Below are 19582 nucleotides of genomic sequence, written 5' to 3' on the forward strand. Positions count from 1 at the left end.
CTGGCAAACACGCCAGGGCTACAGCCTTTTTCAAGTTTTTCGAGGAATTGAACATGAGCAACGTCGACCACGCTGAAATCGCCAAATTCGAAGCCCTGGCCCATCGTTGGTGGGATCGCGAAAGCGAATTCAAACCGCTGCACGACATTAACCCGCTGCGGGTCAACTGGATTGACGAACGGGTCAATCTGGCCGGCAAGAAAGTCCTCGACGTTGGTTGCGGTGGCGGCATCTTGAGCGAAGCCATGGCGCAACGTGGTGCCACCGTGATGGGTATCGACATGGGCGAAGCGCCGCTGGCAGTTGCGCAACTGCATCAGTTGGAATCCGGCGTCAGCGTCGAGTACCGCCAGATCACCGCCGAAGCCCTGGCCGAAGAGATGCCTGAGCAGTTCGACGTGGTGACCTGCCTGGAAATGCTTGAGCACGTACCGGACCCTTCTTCGGTCATCCGCGCCTGCTTCCGCATGGTCAAGCCGGGCGGCCAAGTGTTCTTCTCGACCATCAACCGCAACCCGAAGGCCTACCTGTTCGCCATCATCGGCGCCGAATACATCATGAAGCTGTTGCCGCGCGGCACCCACGACTTCAAGAAATTTATTCGTCCATCCGAGCTGGGCGCCTGGAGTCGCATGGCCGGCCTGACCGTCAAGGACATCATCGGCCTGACCTACAACCCGCTGACCAAGCACTACAAACTGGCCAGCGACGTTGACGTCAACTACATGATCCAGACCCTGCGCGAGGAGTAGGCCGATGGCCATCAGAGCAGTTCTTTTCGACATGGACGGCACCCTGCTCGACACCGCGCCGGATTTCATCGCCATCTGCCAGGCGATGCGCGCGGATCGTGGTTTGCCTCCGATCAATGACAAGCACATCCGCGACGAGATTTCCGGCGGTGCGATGTCCATGGTTGCGGTGACATTCTCGATGGACCCGGAATCACCGGGCTTCGAAGATCTGCGCCAGGAGTTTCTCAGCCGCTACCTCGTAGGCTGCGCTGTGCACAGCAAGCTGTTCGACGGCATGGAAGAACTGCTGGCCGACATTGAAAAAGCCAACCTGATCTGGGGCGTGGTCACCAATAAGCCATTGCGCTTCGCCGAGCCGATCATGCAACAGCTGGGGCTGGCCGAGCGCTCGGCATTGTTGATCTGCCCGGATCACGTGACGAAGAGCAAGCCGGATCCGGAGCCGTTGATCCTTGCGTGCAAGATGCTTGATCTGGATCCGTCGACGGTTCTGTTTGTGGGCGATGATCTGCGCGATATCGAGTCGGGGCGTGATGCCGGGACCAAAACGGCCGCAGTGACCTATGGCTACATTCACCCGGACGACAACCCGCGGCATTGGGGTGCGGATGTGGTGGTGGATCATCCGCTGGAGTTGCGCAAGGTGCTTGATAGCGCGCTTTGCAGCTGCTGAGACCTGACGCAGAGCGTCATTGGCTGCATTCCTTTGCTGCGCATGGGAACGATCTGACTGTTGATGAGGTGTTTATGTTTGATTACTCCGCTCGTCCCGAATTGCTCAAGGATCGGGTCATTCTGGTCACCGGCGCCGGTCGCGGTATCGGCGCGGCTGCCGCGAAAACCTACGCGGCTCACGGCGCGACAGTCCTGCTGCTGGGCAAGACAGAAGCCAATCTGACACAGGTCTACGACGAGATCGAAGCTGCGGGCCATCCGCAACCGGCAGTGATTCCCTTCAACCTCGAGACCGCCCTGCCCCATCAGTACGATGAGCTGGCAGCGATGATCGAGACCGAGTTCGGCCACCTCGACGGCCTGCTGCACAACGCCTCGATCATTGGCCCGCGCACGCCGATCGAACAGCTGTCGGGCGAAAACTTCATGCGCGTCATGCAGGTCAACGTCAATGCGATGTTCATGCTGACCAGCACGTTGTTGCCGCTGCTCAAGCTGTCGCAGGATGCTTCGGTGGTGTTCACCTCCAGCAGCGTCGGCCGCAAGGGTCGCGCTTACTGGGGCGCTTACGGTGTGTCGAAGTTCGCCACCGAAGGCCTGATGCAAACCCTGGCCGACGAAGTCGACGGCGTTGCTCCGGTACGCTCCAACAGCATCAACCCGGGCGGTACTCGCACCAGCATGCGTGCGCAGGCTTATCCGGGGGAAAACCCGCTGAACAACCCGACGCCGGAGGAGATCATGCCGGTCTACCTCTACCTGATGGGTCCGGACAGCACCGGGATCAACGGCCAGGCATTCAACGCGCAGTAATGCCATACGTCGCATTTGTTGCCGTGGCGGATTCCCGTCGCGGCAGTCATTTAACGCAATTAGCCGTCACAATATAGTCAAATATCCAGCACCCCTCTCTCTCATTTACGTTCAACCCTTTGATTCATAACGGGTTAAATAAAAACGAACTGAATGGCACGACTTTCGCTCTAAATTTCCTCAAAGCATGCCGTGTGAAGGCAATGGGGCAAGGCCTGGTTCGATAGCTTACTAATCGTCATCAGGCAGACTAGACTTACGTCAAATGTCCTACGGGACTGATGGATCAGTACGACACGCAGCCCAAAGCCGCTCTCACCCAGCCTGTAAGACAGACTTACTGCTTAGGGGCTCACGCCATATGAAATCACCTTCCCAGACCAATGCAATTGACTTTGACAGCGCCAAATTGCAACGCCTGGGTTTCGGTCAGCAGCCGCCTCTTCTGGAGCGGCCCGCCAGTCTCGCGCAATTGCGCCAGCAACTGAGCCTGCAACTGCAAACCAGTCTTGAACCACAACGCATCCTCGGTCTGTTTTTCCGTGAAGTTCAGCGTCTCGTGCCGCTGGATGCCTTGAGTTACGTGCACCAAGGCAGTGACCTGCGCCTGGAGTTCGGCGCTCGCGGCCATCATTCGGTCAGCTACACCTTGAGCCACGAAGGCGAGCATATGGGCGAACTGATGTTTCGCCGCAACCAACGTTTCAACGAGCAGGAACAGGGCAATCTAGAATCGCTGCTATCGTCACTGCTGTATCCGATGCGCAACGCTCTGCTGTACCGCGCCGCCACCCAAAGCGCCCTGCGCGATCCACTGACCGGCGCCGGCAACCGCATCGCGATGGAGCAGACACTGCAACGCGAGATCGAGATGTCCCGCCGACACCTGCAGCCGTTGTCGGTGTTGATGCTGGACATCGACCACTTCAAACGGGTCAACGACAGTCATGGTCACAGCACTGGTGATGACGTGCTTAAAGCCGTGGCCGCGTCGATCAAGGGTCAGTTGCGCAACGTCGACATGGTGTTTCGCTATGGCGGGGAAGAGTTTCTGATCCTGCTGTCCAATACCAGCCGGGAAGCGGCGGCGATGGTTGGCGAGCGTCTGCGTTATGCGGCGCAGGCGGCGGAGTATTACGCCGATGGAAAGTTGATAGAGCTGACGGTCAGCCTGGGCTGCTCGACCCTGCTGCCGGGTGAGTCGGCAGAAAGCCTGTTGCGCCGCGCTGACAGCGCGCTGTACGTGGCCAAGCGCGAGGGGCGGAATCGATTGGCGATGGCGGGCTGAGTTTCAAAAATCAATGTGGGAGCAGGCTCGCTCCCACATTTTTTTGCGCAGTGTTGTCAGGTTCAGCTCTCGACCACAGTCCTGCGCTCACGGGTTACCAGCAAACGCTCGGAAGTCTCAAGCTGCATGCACCGCTCCAGGAACAGGTACATGTAGTCGTAGCTCTTGCAGATCGCTTGGCGCAACTCGGCCTGCAAGGCCTTGCTCGGGTTCATGCCCGCCAGGGTGCAGATGATTTCCAGCGCTTCCCACGGATGAGCATCGTCATACTGGGCATGCATTTTCAGCCATTTCATCGCACGCTTGCGGTCTTCTTCGGGGAACGCTGCGGCGTACACCCCGGTAGAACAGACGACCGCCGACCACTCCCCGGTCGCACCCTCGATGGCATAATTGGTGGCGGCAATGGCCACAATCAGTGAGTCGGCGGAGCTGGTGTGCCAGCACCAATGACTCAAGGCATGCAACTCAGGCGGTACGTGCTGGGCCTGGAGATCTTCCAGACTCACACCGTGTGCGCGACTCCAGTGCACCCAGTAGTCGGCGTGATTGAGTTCAACGCGAATGTTGCGCATCAGCCAACGCCGCGCCATGTCTTCACCGGGGTGACGGGCGAATTTGGTTTTGGTCAGGTTCTGCGCCATGTACAACGCGAACTGCTCAACTACCGGCCAGCCCCCGATCAGGTACTGGCGCATGGTTTTGGCGCTGAGTTTGTTATCACGCATGCGCAGGTAAAGTTCATGTTCGACAACCCGGCGCTTGCTCTCGCTGCAATCCTCAATGAGCTGTTGTGCCCAGGCAGGATAACTTGCAGCTTCCATGAGTGGTCCGGTTCGGTTGAATGTGTCGATCACTGTTCGGCTCCTTTTGATTTGTGATTGTAAGGATCGGCGAGAGACTTCAACGGAACGTGCCAGGCGCTTTGAATAACAGCGGCTGCGGCCTGGCGGGCCGACTTTGCAAACTGTCGCAGGTAAACAATTGCGGGCGTTCGATAACGTAACCCTGAGCGTAATCCACACCAATTTCAAGCAGTGCCTGCTCGATCTGGGTTGTTTCAACAAACTCGGCAATTGTCTGCTTACCCATGACATGCCCGATGTGATTGATCACTTCGACCATTGCGCGGTTAATCGGATCGTCCAGCATATCCTTTACGAAACTCCCGTCGATCTTCAGGAAGTCTACAGGCAAATGTTTCAGGTAAGCGAATGAAGACATTCCGGCACAAAAGTCATCTAACGAAAAATAACAACCTAAGCCCTTGAGTTCATTAATAAATCTAATTGCGCTGCCCAAGTTTGAAATTGCACTGGTTTCAGTAATTTCAAAACAAATCATTTCAGGCGGTATCGAATAGTTAACAAACTGTTCGCGCAGAAAGTGCAAAAACGCGTCATCTCCTATAGTAATGCCTGACAGATTAATCGCACACATCGCTAATGGCCCTTCATGTTCTTGCGCAATACATTGAGCAATAACCTTGAATACGTTTTGCACTACCCAACGATCCAGTTGACTCATCAAGCCATAGCGTTCGGCGGCAGGAATAAAACTGTTCGGCAGAATCATCCGACCGGCTTCATCGTGCAGACGCAGAAGGATTTCAATGTGTCCTCTGTCGCCGCCACCCTGTTTCAACGGCGCGATTTCCTGGGCATAAAGGCAGAAGCGATTCTCTTCCAGCGCCATATGCAAACGTTGCACCCAGGCCATTTCACCAAAGCGCAGTGAGAGTTCGGAGTCGTCAGGGTGGTAAACCTGGACCCTGTTGCGGCCTTTTTCCTTGGCCATGTAGCAGGCCATATCGGCAGCACGCAGCGAGGCTTCAAGCGTCGTCGGGTTTTGTGCAACATGCACCAGGCCTATACTCACCGTGGTCAGGAATGGCCGCCCTTTCCAGACAAAGTGCAGGTTCTGCACGGTCTGGCGCAGTGCCTCGGCGATCTTCTCAGCCGCTTCCGGCGCGCAGTTTTCCAGCAGAATGCCAAATTCGTCACCGCCAAGCCGCGCCAGCGTATCGCCTTCGCGCAGCCCCGATTGCAGCAAGGTGCAGATGTGCCGCAACAGCTCATCGCCCGCAGCATGGCCGCAGGTATCGTTGACCAGTTTGAACTGATCCAGATCCAGGAACATCAGCGCATGCCGCCCGGACTGGCGCGTGAGGTTGTGCAGCGCCTGCTCCAGGCGATATTCAAACTCACGACGATTCGCCAGCCCGGTCAGCGCATCATGGGTGGCCTGCCAGGAAAGATTGGCGATGTATTGCCGTTCCTGGGTCATGTCGTGCAGCACCAGCACCGTGCCACTGACCTTGCCGGCATTGCGGATCGGCGCTCCGACCAGCGTCACCGAAAGCGTGCTGCCATCCAGGCGCTGAATCAGCTTGGAGTGCTCGCTGCCGCCGCTGAGCTGGCCGCTGAGAATGTGCTCGATCAGGGTCAGGCCTTCGGCCTGGGCGTTGTCGTCGAGCAAATTGAACAGCGCCGCCAAGGGCAAACCGGCGGCCTGCTCGGCCTTCCAGTGGGTCATGGCTTCAGCGGCGGGGTTCATGTAGTCAATGGCGCCGGTGACGTCGGTGGTGATGACGCCATCACCAATTGATTGCAACGTCACATGCGCACGATCTTTTTCCATCTGCAACGCCTCGGCAAAGGCATGGCGCTGCTTGAGCAATTTGTGGGTACGCCACAAGGCCAGCACGATCAGCCCAAGCGCCGTGGCAAGGTTGGTGAACAGCAGCAGCCGCAGGATCATCCGCGAGCCTTCGCCCAGGGCATCGCTGAACGCTTTCGCGGCCGGGGTCACGCCATCGTTGATCGCAAAGATCCGCGCCTTCCAGCGCTGGATATCAGCCTCGGTAGCAGCATTGTCGACGATACGTTGATGCATCTCGCGCGCCACGTCATGAAGTTCGATCAGATAAGCATCACCGACCGTCCAGCGATCAATAGCGGTTTCCAGGTAACTGAAGTGACGGAAGTTGAGGTACAGCCAGATCACGCTGGAGACGTCGTCAGGATGGTTGCCGCCCTTGAGAATGCCGTCACGCGCCGATTGCAGATCCGGCGGCTGACGGTCCAGCGCCACGCGCAACTGATGACCGCCCTGGGGCACGGCAATCGCACTTTGGTATTTGAGAAAAATCGCCTCGTCACGACTGTCGGCGTACAGATTGAGGTAGTAAATGGCGTCTTTCTGGCCCTTGGACCAGAGACTTTCCCCCGCCACGTAACCGCGAACGGCCGAGAGCACGTAAAGACTCACCCCGCCCAACAACGCCTGAAACAACACGACGGCAATAAATGGCCAGACGATGCCCAACAACCGTGGCGTTCCGAGAGTCCGCTTTTGCTTCATGAGATCCCTTGCGCAAGCACTGCCAGATGAGCACCGGAAAATACCGCTCCTGACAGCTCAGCCTAGGCTAATTTTCGACATGTCCAAGGGACAGCTGTGCCGTCCTCTATGCCGATCGTGCAACCTGGCTGTACGGGGAGGTAATCCGGGTGTTTTTATTCGAAGCAATTCAAGCACTAAGCACAGAAACGCGGACAAAACTCAAGGGCGCTGGATTTGTTGCAAGTGACCGTAGAGTTTCGCGTACAGCCCGCCGTCAGCAATCAACTGCTGATGATCGCCGTCTTCGGCCACTTGCCCGCCGTCGAACACCAAGACCCGATCCGCTTGCTTCACCGCCGACAAGCGGTGGGCGATGATCAGTGTGGTGCGACCATTGAGGAACCGCGCCATGGCCTGATGCAGGTTGTATTCGGTGGCCGCATCAAGGGCTGAGGTGGCTTCGTCGAGGATTACCACTTTCGGCTCGGCGAGGATCATCCGAGCAATCGCCAGACGCTGGCGCTGACCGCCGGACAAGCGCACGCCGGAACGCCCGACGATGCTGTCCAGGCCATCCGGCAAGGCGCGGATGGTGGGTTCGAGCTGAGCGATTTCCAGTGCATGCCAGCAGGCTTCGTCACTGCGCGTGCGGCCCATGGTCAGGTTGGCGCGCACGGTATCGTTGAACAGCGCAGGGTGTTGCAATACCACCGCGACGTTTTCCCGAACGGTCTCCAGCCCGATTTCCTGCTGGGTCGAACCGCCAAAACGGATGGTGCCGGCCAGCGGCGTGTACAACCCAAGCAGCAATTGCACCAGGGTACTTTTGCCGCCGCCGCTGGCGCCGACAATCGCCACTTTCTCCCCCGGGGCGATGGACAGGTTGAGCTGATTCAGCACCAGTTCATCGCCGTAACCGAAGCTCAGGCCTTGCACCTGAATGCCCACGGTGTCGCGGCCCTTGAACGGATCAACACCACCCGGATATTGCGGCTCATCAGCCCGGGCCAGCAATTCATTGATCCGTGCCAGCGCGCCGCCGGCCGCGTAGTAGGCGTATTGCAGATTCAGCAGTTGCTCCACGGGGCCGATCATGAACCACAGGTAACTGAATACCGCGAGCATCTGACCGATCGACAGGTCAGAGAACAACACGGTGAGCATCGCCGCTGCGCGGAAAATGTCGATGCCGAACTGGAACAGCAGCCCGCTGGCGCGATTGGAGGCGTCGGTTTTCCACTGCGAGTTGACTGCGTAGTTGCGCACTTCCTGCGCTCGCAGGCCGAGCCGGCCAAGGAAGTAGCCCTGACGGTTGCCCGCGCGCACTTCCTGGATCGAATCGAGGGTTTCGCTCAGCGCCTGAGTGAAGCGCGCCGTACTGTCGTTCTCCAGTTTCTTCAGGTGTTTGACCCGTTTGCCCAACTGCACCGTGGCGTAGATCACCAGCGGATTGAACAGCAGAATCAGCAGCGCCAGTTTCCAGTGCATCCACATCAGGATGCTCGCGGTGCCGACCAGCGTCAGCATCGCCACCAGGAACCGACTGAGGGTTTCGCCGACAAACTTGTCGAGGGTATCCAGATCGGTAACCAGGTGCGTGGTCACCGTGCCGCTGCCGAGACTCTCGTATTCGCCGAGGGAAATGCGTTTGAGCCGTTCGATCAGGCGCACGCGAATGCGATAGACGATGTCCTTGGCCAGCCGCGCAAACAACCGCGATTGCAACACACCAAAGCACAACGCGCTGCAACGCAGAGTCAGGGTGAGCACCAGCATCAAGCCGATATAACCCGCTGCTTGCTGCCACATGCTCGGCAGTACATGGTTCATGATTTTCAGCGCGGCGTCGCCGTGGCCGAGCAGGACTTCGTCCACCAGCAATGGCAGCAGCAACGGAATCGGCACGCTGCACAGCGTCGCCAGCACAGCCACGCCGTTGGCGATCCACAGGGATTTTTTGTGATGGAGTGCCAGTCGCCGGACTTCTGCCCAGCTCAGCCGGTCGACACGCTTTACGGCTGGCGTGTCATCGGCTCGGTCAGGCACAGGCTGCGCGCTCCAGCCAACGACCGAGCAGTGGCGACAATTCGCTGAGCGGTTGATAACCGTTGGTCAGCAACGCCAGTTGGCCGTTGCGTTCGGCGAGCAAGGTCGGGAAACCGGCGATGCCCAGATCCTGCACCCAACTGAAATCAGCCTGAGTCGCTTTGTGTTGATCGGCATGATCGAACAACGCGGCAAATTCGATACGCGGCACACCGGCCTGCTCTGCCAGTTCGACCAGCACGCTGGCCTCGGTGACATCGCGACCTTCAGCGTAGAACGCCTGCTGGATCAGTCCGACCAGTGTCCACGCGCAATCCGGCGCCAGGCTACGTGCCGTGACAATCGCCCGGCAAGCAGGCTCGGTGTCGTAGACAAAACCATCAGGCAACGCGCCGTCAAACTTGAACGGCTGGCCGGTGGCCTCGGTGACTGCCTGCCAGTGTTCAAGAATGTAGCGTCGGGTGGTCGGCTCCAGCGCCGCACCGCTGCCAGTGCGCAATCCGCCAACGACAAGATGCAACTCGACCCCGGCTGCCTGCGCCTGTTCGACCAGTGCCTTGGCCACCGGAGCGAACCCCCAGCACCAGGAACACATCGGGTCCATTACATAGAGCAGGCGCGCAGACATGGTTAAGCCTCGGTGGATGCTTGCTTATAGTTGTAGCCGATCGGGTGCGGCTGGTTGCGGGCCTTGGCCAGTTCAATCTGCTTCTGCCGATCGATGGCGCTGCGGCGGGTTTTCTCGCTCAGGGTGTCCCAGCAGTGCGGGCAACTGACGCCGGCCACGTAATGCTCGGAGGTACGATCTTCAACGCTAACCGGTGTGCGGCAGGCATGACATTGATCGTAGTCGCCTTCGCTGAGGTCGTGTCGCACGGTCACACGGTTGTCGAACACAAAGCAGTCGCCCTGCCACTTGGTTTCTTCCTGCGGCACCTCTTCGAGGTACTTCAGAATGCCGCCCTTGAGGTGATAAACCTCTTCGAAACCCTCGCCCAGCATGTAGCTCGAGGCCTTCTCGCAGCGAATGCCGCCCGTGCAGAACATCGCGACCTTCTTGTGCACGGCCGGATCGAAGTGTTCTTTGATGTAGTCGGGGAATTCGCGAAAACCGGTGGTTTTCGGATCGATGGCGCCTTCGAAGGTGCCGATCGACACTTCGTAATCGTTGCGGGTATCGATCAACAGCACTTCAGGGTCGCTGATCAACGCGTTCCAGTCTTGCGGATCAACGTAGGTGCCGACCTTCTTGTTCGGGTCGACGCCTTCGACACCGAGGGTGACGATCTCTTTCTTGAGCTTGACCTTGGTGCGGTAGAACGGCTGCTCGTCGCAGTACGATTCCTTGTGATCGATGTCGATCATGCGCGGATCGTTCTTGAGCCAGGCGAGCAGGCCGTCGATGCCTTCACGCGTGCCGGAAACCGTGCCGTTGATGCCTTCTTCGGCGATCAGCAGGGTGCCTTTGATGGCATTGTCGACCATCGCTTGCAGCAGTGGCTCGCGCAGGTTGACGTAATCTTCGAGGGTGACGAACTTATACAGTGCCGCCACGACAATCGGTTGTGTCATGGGTATTTCTCCAGGTGGCTACCCTCGCAAAGGGTGAACCGGATACGAAAAAAAAACGCGCCGGGTGAGCGGCGCGTTGCGGATTCTAGCAAAAACATCACCCTCTGCGGCAGCCACCTGTAGGAGCTGCCGCAGGCTGCGATCTTTTGATCTTAATGTTTGCTACCGCCGGCACAGGTCGGCGACGCCGGGGCGGCGCCGATCTCTGCCCATTCCTGCGGGGTGTAGGTGTGCAGCGCCAACGCATGGAACTCGCCCATCAGCTCGCCGAGCGTGCCATAGACTTTCTGGTGGCGCTTGACCCGGTTCAGGCCGTCGAACTGCGCGCTGACCACCACAGCCTTGTAGTGGGTTTGCAACCCGCGACTGTGCATGTGGCTTTCATCCAGCACTTGCAGATGCTCAGGCTGAAGCAGGGCCAGCGTCGATTCGATGCGTTGTTGCATGGTCATCACGAACTCCGCTTATGGCTTTTTCTTGGCCGGAGCAGCGCCTTTCGGTGCCAGCTCGTTGGTCATGTCTTCGAGCAACTTGTTGACGACAGGAACGGCGCTTTCCAGTTTGGCCTGGGTCATCTGGGCCGATTGCTGGGTCAGCTGCGGCATTTTTTCCAGGACTTTTTTGCCCAGTGGCGACTTGTAGAAAGCGACCAGGTCTTTGAGCTCGGATTCGCTGAAGTTGCTGGTGTAGAGCTTGACCATGTCGGGCTTCAGCTTGTTCCAGCCAATGGCCTGATCCAGGGCAGCGTTGGCCTTGGCCTGGTAGGTTTCCAGCGTGGCTTTCTTGGATTCAGGGGCCTTGGTCTGTTCAAAACGCTGGGCGAACATTTGCTGCACTTGCATGTACACCGGAGTGCCCAGTTTGTCAGCGTGCGCCAGGGTCAGGAAAGCTTCGGCACTGGCGTTGTGGCTGGCGGTATCGGCAAGCACCTGGCCGCTGGCGCAAACCAGTGCAACCGCGGTACAGATGGCACGAAGACGAGTCATCGAGTTTCCTTTTCTAGCTAACGAGGTAAAACCCCAAGGGCGACCATTCTGCGCCTAAAAAACGCTATGGCTCAACCCCCGCGCCTTGCCGCGCTTGATTGGCGGGGTTTTACCGGTCAACAATCGGATTGATGGAACCACCTGGGCCGACGCCGGCCTAATCAGCGCAAACAGACCAACAGGAGTGTGCACGATGAGCCGTATCGAAACCGACAGCCTTGGCCAGATCGAAGTCCCGGACGACGCCTACTGGGGTGCTCAGACGCAACGCTCGCTGATCAACTTCGCCATTGGCCAGGAGCGCATGCCACTGCCGGTGCTGCACGCTCTGGCCCTGATCAAGAAAGCCGCCGCCCGGGTCAACGACCGTAATGGCGACCTGCCCGCCGACATCGCGCGCCTGATCGAACAAGCCGCCGACGAAGTGCTCGACGGCCAGCACGACGATCAGTTCCCGCTGGTGGTCTGGCAGACCGGCAGCGGCACCCAGAGCAACATGAACGTCAACGAAGTGATCGCCGGTCGCGCCAATGAACTGGCCGGCAACCCGCGCGGCGGCAAAATCCCGGTGCACCCGAACGACCACGTCAACCGCTCGCAAAGCTCCAACGACTGCTTCCCCACCGCCATGAGCATCGCCACAGCGAAAGCTGTACAGGAACAACTGTTGCCAGCGATCGCCGAGCTGTCCGGCGGCTTGGCCGAACTCGCTGCGCGGCACATGAAGCTGGTGAAAACCGGCCGCACGCACATGATGGATGCGACGCCAATCACCTTCGGCCAGGAACTGTCCGGCTTCATCGCGCAACTGGATTACGCCGAACGAGCGATCCGCGCGGCACTGCCGGCAGTCTGTGAACTGGCACAGGGCGGCACCGCCGTCGGCACCGGACTGAACTCGCCGCACGGTTTTGGCGAGGCCATTGCCGCAGAACTGGCGGCATTGTCCGGTTTGCCCTTCGTCACCGCACCGAACAAGTTCGCGGCGCTGGCCGGGCACGAGCCGCTGACCAGCCTGTCCGGCGCCTTGAAAACCCTCGCCGTGGCACTGATGAAAATCGCCAATGATCTGCGTCTGCTCGGTTCCGGTCCACGCGCAGGCTTTGCTGAAGTGCGGCTGCCGGCCAACGAACCGGGCAGTTCGATCATGCCCGGCAAGGTCAACCCGACCCAGTGCGAAGCGCTATCGATGCTCGCCTGCCAGGTGCTGGGCAACGACGTGACGATCGGCATTGCCGCGAGCCAGGGCCACTTGCAGTTGAACGTGTTCAAACCGGTGATCATCCACAATCTGCTGCAATCGATCCGCCTGCTCGGCGATGGTTGCAGCAACTTCCAGCAGCACTGCATTGCCGGGCTCGAACCGGACGCCGATGTCATGGCCAAACATCTGGAGCGTGGGCTGATGCTGGTGACGGCGTTGAATCCGCACATCGGTTACGACAAGTCGGCGGAAATCGCCAAGAAGGCTTACAGCGAAGGAAAGACTTTGCGTGAGGCGGCGCTTGAGTTGGGTTATCTGACCGATGAACAATTCGATGCGTGGGTGCGTCCGGAGAACATGATCGAGGCCGGGGCCAAGGGCTAACAGCAAAAAGATCGCAGCGTGCCGCAGCTCCTACAGGGAAACGCATTCCAAATGTAGGAGCTGCGGCACGCTGCGATCCTTTGATCTTCAAGCCATGCGCAGCCGCCGCGCCTTCAGCCCGGCGATCAACGAAGGCCCCAGCGCCACCAGCGCCGAGCCCAACACCACCAGCACCGCCCCGCCATAACCCAGGCCGTTGATCTGCTCGGCATGCACATAGTCCGGCCATATCCACGCCGCAATCGCCACTGCACCGAACGTCACCAACGGCGTTATCGCCAACGTCGCACTGACCCGCGATGCCTCCCAATGCGCCAGCGCTTCGGCAAACGCGCCATAAGCGATCAGCGTATTCATGCAGCATGCCAGCAGCAGCCAGCCTTGCAGCGGACTCAATTGCAGCGCTTCGAGCGGATGCACCCACGGCGTCAGCAACAACGCGCAGAACAGGTAGATCACCATCATCACCTGCAGCGAATTCCACACCGTCAGCAATTGCTTCTGGCCCAGCGCATAGAAGGTCCAGACCGTCGACGCCAATAACACCAGCAACACCCCGGCGGTGTAATCCGACAGCGAAGTCAGCAACTCCGCGAGACGCTGATTGAAGAACAACACAAAACCGATCAGCAACACTGCCAGACCGATGCCCTGACCGATACTGAATCGCTCCTTGAACACGAACAGACTGGCGATCAGCAACATGATCGGCCCCATCTGCACCACCAATTGCGCGGTGCCGGGACTGAGCAGATTGAGGCCCATCAGGTACAGCACGTAGTTACCGACCAGGCCAAGCACCGCCATCAGCACCAGCCAGCCGCCCTTGGGGCCGAGCACTTTACGACTCGGCAGGCGTCTGGTCGCCGCCAGATAAATGAACAGGCAGCCGCCGGACACCAGCAAGCGAAACCAGGTCACGGTGACCGGTTCCATCACCAGCAGTACCTGTTTGAGTTTGATCGGCAGGATGCCCCACAAAAATGCGGTCAGCAGCGCCAGGCACAAGCCATATACCCAGCGCCCCGATGAAATGTGCATGCGAACCCCGACGGCTGCTGACAAGAGCCGTCATTCTAGGCGCAGTGCCGAACGCGACACAGGGACAGTTGGAGACACGCCGCGAATGAAACTGTGCAGGTCGCAGCATTAAATTGACGAGGCGCCGTTGATCGGCTGGGCAGGCAAGGTAAGTGCTTCAGGCATAAGCTCATTGGATCCACTCGCAATCAATGCACGTCAGGAGACCCGTCATGTTAGGCATGCGCGCCCAAGACCCTGCCCCCGCCACTCAGTTTCGCAGCGACCGCGTATGCCGAGTGAATGGCGAATTGTTTTTCAGCACTCGGGAAAACACCCTGGAAGGGCCTTTCGACAGTCACGAGAGCGCCGAGCGGGGGATAAAAGCTTATATCGCGCGGATGCAGGTTATGGATTCCAACAGATAAACTGCGGTGCTTCCTTCGCGAGCAGGCTCGCTCCCACAGTTGAAATGCATTCCAAATGTGGGAGCGAGCCTGCTCGCGAAAGCGCTAGAACGAACAACAAACTCTTTGGAGCCTAGCGCACAGCCTCAAACAACCCCGTAGCACCCATCCCGCCGCCGACACACATGGTGACGATGCCGTAACGCAGATTGCGCCGCTGCAACTCCCTCACCAGATGCCCTACCTGCCGCGACCCGGTCATGCCGAACGGATGGCCAATGGAAATCGACCCGCCATTGACGTTGTATTTGTCATTGTCGATCTCCAGCCGATCCCGGGCGTACAGGCACTGCGAAGCAAAGGCCTCGTTCAGTTCCCACAAATCTATGTCCGCTACTTGCAAACCCTTGGCCTTGAGCAGTTTCGGCACCGAGAACACCGGGCCGATGCCCATCTCGTCCGGCTCGCAACCGGCGACGGTGAAACCACGGAAAAACGCTTTCGGCTTGAGCCCCAGTTGCAGGGCCTTTTCCAGGCTCATGACCAAGGTCATCGATGCACCGTCGGACAGTTGCGACGAGTTGCCCGCCGTTACCGAACCGTCGTCAGCAAACACCGGCTTCAATCCGGCGAGGCTTTCGTAAGTGGTGTCCGGACGGTTGCAGTCGTCGCGCTCGACGATGCCATCGAGGATCTGCACTTCGCCGCTGTTCTTGTCCTCGACCCGGTATTTCACCGCCATCGGCACGATTTCATCATCAAACAACCCAGCCGCCTGCGCCTGCGCAGTGCGCAGCTGACTTTGCAGCGAATAGCGATCCTGGGCTTCGCGGCTGACGCCATAACGCCGTGCCACCACTTCAGCGGTCTGGCCCATCGTGTAGTAGATGCCCGGTGTCTGCTGCTTGAGCAACGGGTTGATCAAGTGATCGGTGTTGACGCTTTTCAGGGTCAGGCTGATCGACTCGACGCCGCCGGCGACGATGATGTCGCTGCAACCCGAAGCGATCTGGTTGGCGGCGATCGCAATCGCCTGCAAACCGGAAGAACAGAAACGGTTGAGGGTCATCCCGGCAACGCCGGTGCCCAATTGCGAGAGCACCGCGACGTTGCGGCCGATGTTGTAGCCCTGCGCGCCCTCGTTGGAACCGGCACCGACGATGCAGTCCTCGACGCTGGCCGGGTCGATGTCGTTGCGCTCAAGCAGTGCATTGACGCAATGCGCTGCCATGTCATCGGGACGGGTCTGGTTGAACTTGCCGCGAAAGGACTTGGCCAGCCCGGTTCGTACGCTGTCGACGATCACCACTTCACGCATGGCATACCTCATTGTTGTTGTCGGTTGAGAGTGGCTCGAGCATAAGCCCACCAAATGACCGACCGCGACAATCATTCACCCCGCGTATGCGTGCCCATCGCTTCAGTCCTTGTGCTTTTTGGCCTTCTTGTCGGACTTCTCGAAAGCCTCTTCCAGCGCGAGGTTGATCGTGCGCAACACCTTGACCCGCGCCCAGCGTTTGTCGTTGGCCTCGACCAATGTCCACGGAGAAATCTCGGTGCTGGTGCGGTCGACCATGTCGCCCACGGCAGCACGGTAGGCGTCCCACTTGTCGCGGTTGCGCCAGTCGTCTTCGGTGATTTTGAAGCGTTTGAACGGAATTTCTTCGCGCGCCTGAAAGCGCTCCATCTGCGTGTCCTTGTCGATGGCCAGCCAGAACTTGACGACGATCACCCCGGCGTCAGCGATCTGCTCTTCATAATCATTGATTTCGCTGTAGGCGCGCAGCCAGTCGGCCGGGCTGCAAAAGCCTTCGATGCGTTCCACCAGCACCCGGCCATACCACGAGCGGTCGAACACGGTGAACTTGCCCCGCGCCGGCAGATGCCGCCAGAAGCGCCACAAATACGGCTGCGCCCGCTCCTCTTCGGTCGGCGCGGCAATCGGCACGATGCTGTACTGACGTGGATCGAGCGCAGCCGCCACCCGGCGAATCGCCCCGCCCTTGCCCGCCGCATCGTTACCTTCAAACACGGCCACCAAAGCGTGGCGGCGCATGCGTTTGTCGCGCATCAGCCCCGACAGTCGCGCCTGCTCGGTGATCAGTTGCTCTTCGTAGTCTTTCTTCTCCAGGCGCTGAGTCAGGTCGAGGCTGTCAAGCAGGTTCAACTGATCGACCGCCGTGCCCAACGGTGCTGCGTTGACTTCCTCGGCGTGCACATCCGGGCGCTTCAGGGCATTTTGCAGGCCCTCAAGGAGAATCTTGCCGACCGCCAGACTGCGGTAGTTGGCGTCCATGCCTTCAATGACATGCCACGGTGCGTAGTCGCGACTGGTGCGGCGCAGCACGCGCTCGCCGTATTTGACGAACTTGTCGTAGGTTTGCGATTGCTGCCAGTCCAGCGGGCTGATGCGCCAGCTGTGCAGCGGGTCATCGGCGAGAGACTTGAGCCGCGCTTTCATCTGCTTCTTGGACAGGTGAAACCAGAACTTGAAGATCAGCGCGCCTTCATCGCAGAGCATTTTTTCCAGGCGTTCGGCGGCGTTGATCGCCTGATCCAGGCGCGGATCCTTGAATAAACCGTGCACCCGCCCCTGCAGCATCTGGCTGTACCAGTTACCGAAGAAAACCCCCATACGCCCCTTGGCCGGCAGCATCCGCCAATAGCGCCACGCCGGTGGGTGCGCCAGCTCTTCATCAGTCTGCTGGTCGAAGGTGCGCACCTCAATCAGGCGCGGGTCCATCCACTCGTTGAGCAGCTTGACCGTCTCGCCCTTGCCCGCACCTTCGATGCCGTTGATCAAAATGATCACCGGGAAACGCTTTTGCTGCTGCAATTCGAACTGGGCTTCCAGCAACGCCTCACGCAGTGCCGGGACGGCGGCCTCGTAAGTGTCTTTGTCGATGGCGTGACCGATTTCAGCGGATTCAAACATTGGACGGCTCCTTCCAGGGTTCAGCAAGACTAGCGGATTGGGCACAGGCGCGGCGCGGAAATTCCCGCGGGTGGCGGATTGTCCTTGAGACATCGCGAGCAAGCCTTGCCATGGATCAAGCAGCGCCTGCGCGATCGGCTAGAATGGCCGCCTTGTCGTTGCCGAGCCTGCCATGAAACCTGTAATGCCCCACGCCCAACTCGACTGGGATGATCAGGGACGCCCGCGTTCGCGAGTGTTCGATGACGTATATTTTTCCGACAAGTCGGGGCTGGATGAAACCCGTTATGTGTTCCTTGAACAGAACCGTTTGGCCGAGCGTTTTGCCGCGTTGCCGGAGAATGGGCGCCTGGTCATCGGTGAAACCGGGTTCGGTACCGGGCTGAATTTTCTCTGCGCCTGGCAACTGTTCGAGCAACACGCGGTGGCGGGTTCCAGGCTGCATTTTGTCAGTGTCGAAAAGTACCCGTTGAGCCCGGCCGACCTGCAACGCGCGTTGGCCTTGTGGCCAGAACTCAAACCGCTGGCCGATCAGTTGCTCAAGCATTACGTGGCCATTCATCAAGGCTTCCAACGGATCACGCTGGCCGACGGTCGGGTGACGTTGACGCTGCTGATCGGCGATGCCCTGGAACAATTGCCACAGCTGGATGCACAGATCGATGCGTGGTTCCTCGACGGTTTTGCCCCGGCAAAAAACCCGGACATGTGGACCGCCGAGCTGTTCGTCGAACTGGCCCGACTGGCGGCCCCCGGCTCGACCATCAGTACCTTTACCAGCACCGGTTGGGTGCGGCGCTTGCTTAACACTGCCGGGTTCAAGATGAAACGCACGCCGGGCATCGGCCACAAGTGGGAAATTCTGCGTGGCGAGTTCCTCGGCTGGCCACAGGAAGTGCCACCACCAGCCCCCGAGAAACCCTGGTTCGCGCGCCCTGCTCCTCTGACCGGTGAGCGCCGGGCGCTGGTGATTGGCGCAGGTCTGGCGGGCTGCGCCACGGCGGCCAGCCTTGCAGCGCGCGGCTGGCAGGTGAGTTTGCTCGAACGCCACGACGCCGTGGCGCAAGAAGCCTCGGGCAACCCGCAAGGTGTGCTGTATCTGAAACTGTCGGCCCATGGCACCGCACTATCGCAACTGATTGTCAGCGGCTTCGGTTACACCCGCCGCCTGCTCGAAAGTCTGCAACGCGGTACCGACTGGGACGATTGCGGCGTGCTGCAACTGGCGTTCAATGCCAAGGAAGCCGAACGCCACGCTCAACTGGCAGAAGCCTTCCCGACAGACCTGTTGCAGTGGCTCGACCAGCCTCAAGCGCAGGCCCGCGCCGGCGTGGGTCTGGAGCATGGTGGTTTGTACTATCCCGAAGGGGGTTGGGTGCATCCACCCGCGCTGTGTCAGGCACAGGCCATGCAACCGAACATCGAATTGCTCAGCCATCGCGAAGTGCTGGAACTGCGCAAGGTGGATGATCAATGGCAAGCCTTCGACGGCGACCGTTTGCTCGCCAGCGCTCCCGTCGTGGTGCTGGCCGGTGCTGCCGAGATCAAACGTTTCGCGCAAAGCGCCGAGTTACCCCTCAAGCGTATTCGCGGACAGATCACACGCCTGGCGCAGACGGAACAAAGCCAGGCACTGGCCACAGTGGTGTGCGCTGAAGGCTACGTCGCACCCGCACGACTGGGTGAACACACCCTCGGCGCCAGTTTCGATTTCAACAGCGACGACCTGACCCCGACCACCGCCGAACACCTGGGCAATCTGGCGATGCTCGAAGAGATTTCCAGCGACCTCGTCTCACGCCTGATCATCAGTGAACAGGATGTTGAGAACCTACTGGGCCGCGCGGCTTTCCGCTGCACAAGCCCGGACTACCTGCCGATCGTCGGCCCCCTCGCCGACCGTGCCGCGTTCACTCACGCGTACGCGGCGCTGAGCAAGGATGCCCGACAAGTGCCGGACATCGCCTGCCCTTGGCTCGACGGTCTATACGTCAACAGCGGCCATGGCTCGCGCGGTCTGATCACCGCGCCACTCTCTGGCGAACTGCTCGCGGCCTGGTTGAACGATGAGCCGTTGCCACTACCAAGAAGCGTTGCCGAGGCCTGTCACCCCAACCGTTTCGCGTTACGTCAGCTGATACGCGGCAAGTAA

Annotated in this window: 17 protein-coding genes; 7 read left to right on the forward strand and 10 right to left on the reverse strand. The window is 59.4% G+C overall.

From position 1 onward, the window contains the following. Positions 1-53: 53 nt before the first annotated feature. The 4 genes from ubiG to ACA043_RS21270 all read left to right on the forward strand — a co-directional run bounded on the left by ubiG (position 54) and on the right by ACA043_RS21270 (position 3531). On the forward strand, positions 54-752 hold the full coding sequence (gene ubiG, locus ACA043_RS21255; protein WP_093435309.1) for a bifunctional 2-polyprenyl-6-hydroxyphenol methylase/3-demethylubiquinol 3-O-methyltransferase UbiG: 699 nt from the start codon (positions 54-56) through the stop codon (positions 750-752). 4 nt (positions 753-756) lie between these two features. Beyond that, complete coding sequence (mupP, locus tag ACA043_RS21260; protein ID WP_497657867.1) at positions 757-1428, forward strand: N-acetylmuramic acid 6-phosphate phosphatase MupP; 672 nt, start codon at positions 757-759, stop codon at positions 1426-1428. Positions 1429-1502: 74 nt separating this feature from the next. Further along, entirely contained in the window at positions 1503-2243 is a 741-nt protein-coding gene (locus ACA043_RS21265) for a YciK family oxidoreductase (protein ID WP_025113079.1), read from the forward strand. A gap of 361 nt (positions 2244-2604) precedes the next feature. Further along, complete coding sequence (locus ACA043_RS21270) at positions 2605-3531, forward strand: GGDEF domain-containing protein (protein WP_489879036.1); 927 nt, start codon at positions 2605-2607, stop codon at positions 3529-3531. Positions 3532-3593: 62 nt separating this feature from the next. Here the strand turns inward: ACA043_RS21270 and ACA043_RS21275 are convergent, their stop codons facing one another. The 7 genes from ACA043_RS21275 to ACA043_RS21305 form a co-directional block, all read right to left on the reverse strand. Beyond that, positions 3594-4355, reverse strand: a complete 762-nt coding sequence (locus ACA043_RS21275; RefSeq protein ID WP_401270990.1) for an iron-containing redox enzyme family protein — start codon at positions 4353-4355, stop codon at positions 3594-3596. A gap of 79 nt (positions 4356-4434) precedes the next feature. After that, a complete protein-coding gene (locus ACA043_RS21280; protein WP_401270992.1) occupies positions 4435-6894 on the reverse strand; it encodes an EAL domain-containing protein in 2460 nt (819 codons plus the stop codon). Between the two features lie 201 nt (positions 6895-7095). Continuing rightward, on the reverse strand, positions 7096-8922 hold the full coding sequence (locus ACA043_RS21285) for an ABC transporter ATP-binding protein (protein ID WP_497657868.1): 1827 nt from the start codon (positions 8920-8922) through the stop codon (positions 7096-7098). Then, positions 8915-9517, reverse strand: coding sequence for a DsbA family protein (locus ACA043_RS21290; protein ID WP_489879132.1), 603 nt, complete (start codon positions 9515-9517; stop codon positions 8915-8917). The genes ACA043_RS21285 and ACA043_RS21290 overlap by 8 nt, the downstream gene beginning before the upstream one ends. A gap of 35 nt (positions 9518-9552) precedes the next feature. Continuing rightward, positions 9553-10494, reverse strand: coding sequence for an oxygen-dependent tRNA uridine(34) hydroxylase TrhO (gene trhO / locus ACA043_RS21295; RefSeq protein WP_497657869.1), 942 nt, complete (start codon positions 10492-10494; stop codon positions 9553-9555). A 152-nt stretch (positions 10495-10646) separates the two neighbouring features. Further along, positions 10647-10946: a BolA family protein gene (locus ACA043_RS21300; protein WP_064391455.1), complete on the reverse strand. Its 300-nt coding sequence runs from the start codon at positions 10944-10946 to the stop codon at positions 10647-10649. Between the two features lie 12 nt (positions 10947-10958). After that, entirely contained in the window at positions 10959-11480 is a 522-nt protein-coding gene (locus ACA043_RS21305) for a DUF2059 domain-containing protein (RefSeq protein WP_095189242.1), read from the reverse strand. Between the two features lie 193 nt (positions 11481-11673). Between ACA043_RS21305 and ACA043_RS21310 the strand changes: the two genes are divergently transcribed. Continuing rightward, positions 11674-13068: a class II fumarate hydratase gene (locus ACA043_RS21310; RefSeq protein ID WP_489879034.1), complete on the forward strand. Its 1395-nt coding sequence runs from the start codon at positions 11674-11676 to the stop codon at positions 13066-13068. An 87-nt stretch (positions 13069-13155) separates the two neighbouring features. Here the strand turns inward: ACA043_RS21310 and ACA043_RS21315 are convergent, their stop codons facing one another. After that, complete coding sequence (locus tag ACA043_RS21315) at positions 13156-14109, reverse strand: DMT family transporter (RefSeq protein ID WP_497657870.1); 954 nt, start codon at positions 14107-14109, stop codon at positions 13156-13158. 212 nt (positions 14110-14321) lie between these two features. Here ACA043_RS21315 and ACA043_RS21320 point away from each other — a divergent pair, with 212 nt between their 5' ends. Next, positions 14322-14516: a DUF6316 family protein gene (locus ACA043_RS21320; RefSeq protein WP_401270999.1), complete on the forward strand. Its 195-nt coding sequence runs from the start codon at positions 14322-14324 to the stop codon at positions 14514-14516. Between the two features lie 112 nt (positions 14517-14628). Here ACA043_RS21320 and ACA043_RS21325 read toward each other — a convergent pair whose 3' ends face one another. Together ACA043_RS21325 and pap are read right to left on the reverse strand one after the other, a co-directional pair. Continuing rightward, positions 14629-15813 (reverse strand): thiolase family protein, encoded by a 1185-nt coding sequence (locus tag ACA043_RS21325; protein WP_305439075.1) that lies wholly within the window; start codon positions 15811-15813, stop codon positions 14629-14631. 102 nt (positions 15814-15915) lie between these two features. Further along, complete coding sequence (pap, locus tag ACA043_RS21330; RefSeq protein WP_187677744.1) at positions 15916-17430, reverse strand: polyphosphate:AMP phosphotransferase; 1515 nt, start codon at positions 17428-17430, stop codon at positions 15916-15918. Positions 17431-17602: 172 nt separating this feature from the next. Here pap and mnmC point away from each other — a divergent pair, with 172 nt between their 5' ends. Then, positions 17603-19582 carry a bifunctional tRNA (5-methylaminomethyl-2-thiouridine)(34)-methyltransferase MnmC2/FAD-dependent 5-carboxymethylaminomethyl-2-thiouridine(34) oxidoreductase MnmC1 gene (mnmC, locus tag ACA043_RS21335; RefSeq protein WP_497657871.1) on the forward strand — a complete coding sequence of 660 codons (1980 nt, stop codon included), beginning with the start codon at positions 17603-17605 and terminating at the stop codon, positions 19580-19582.

This window comes from Pseudomonas sp. LBUM1648, assembly GCF_059716145.1.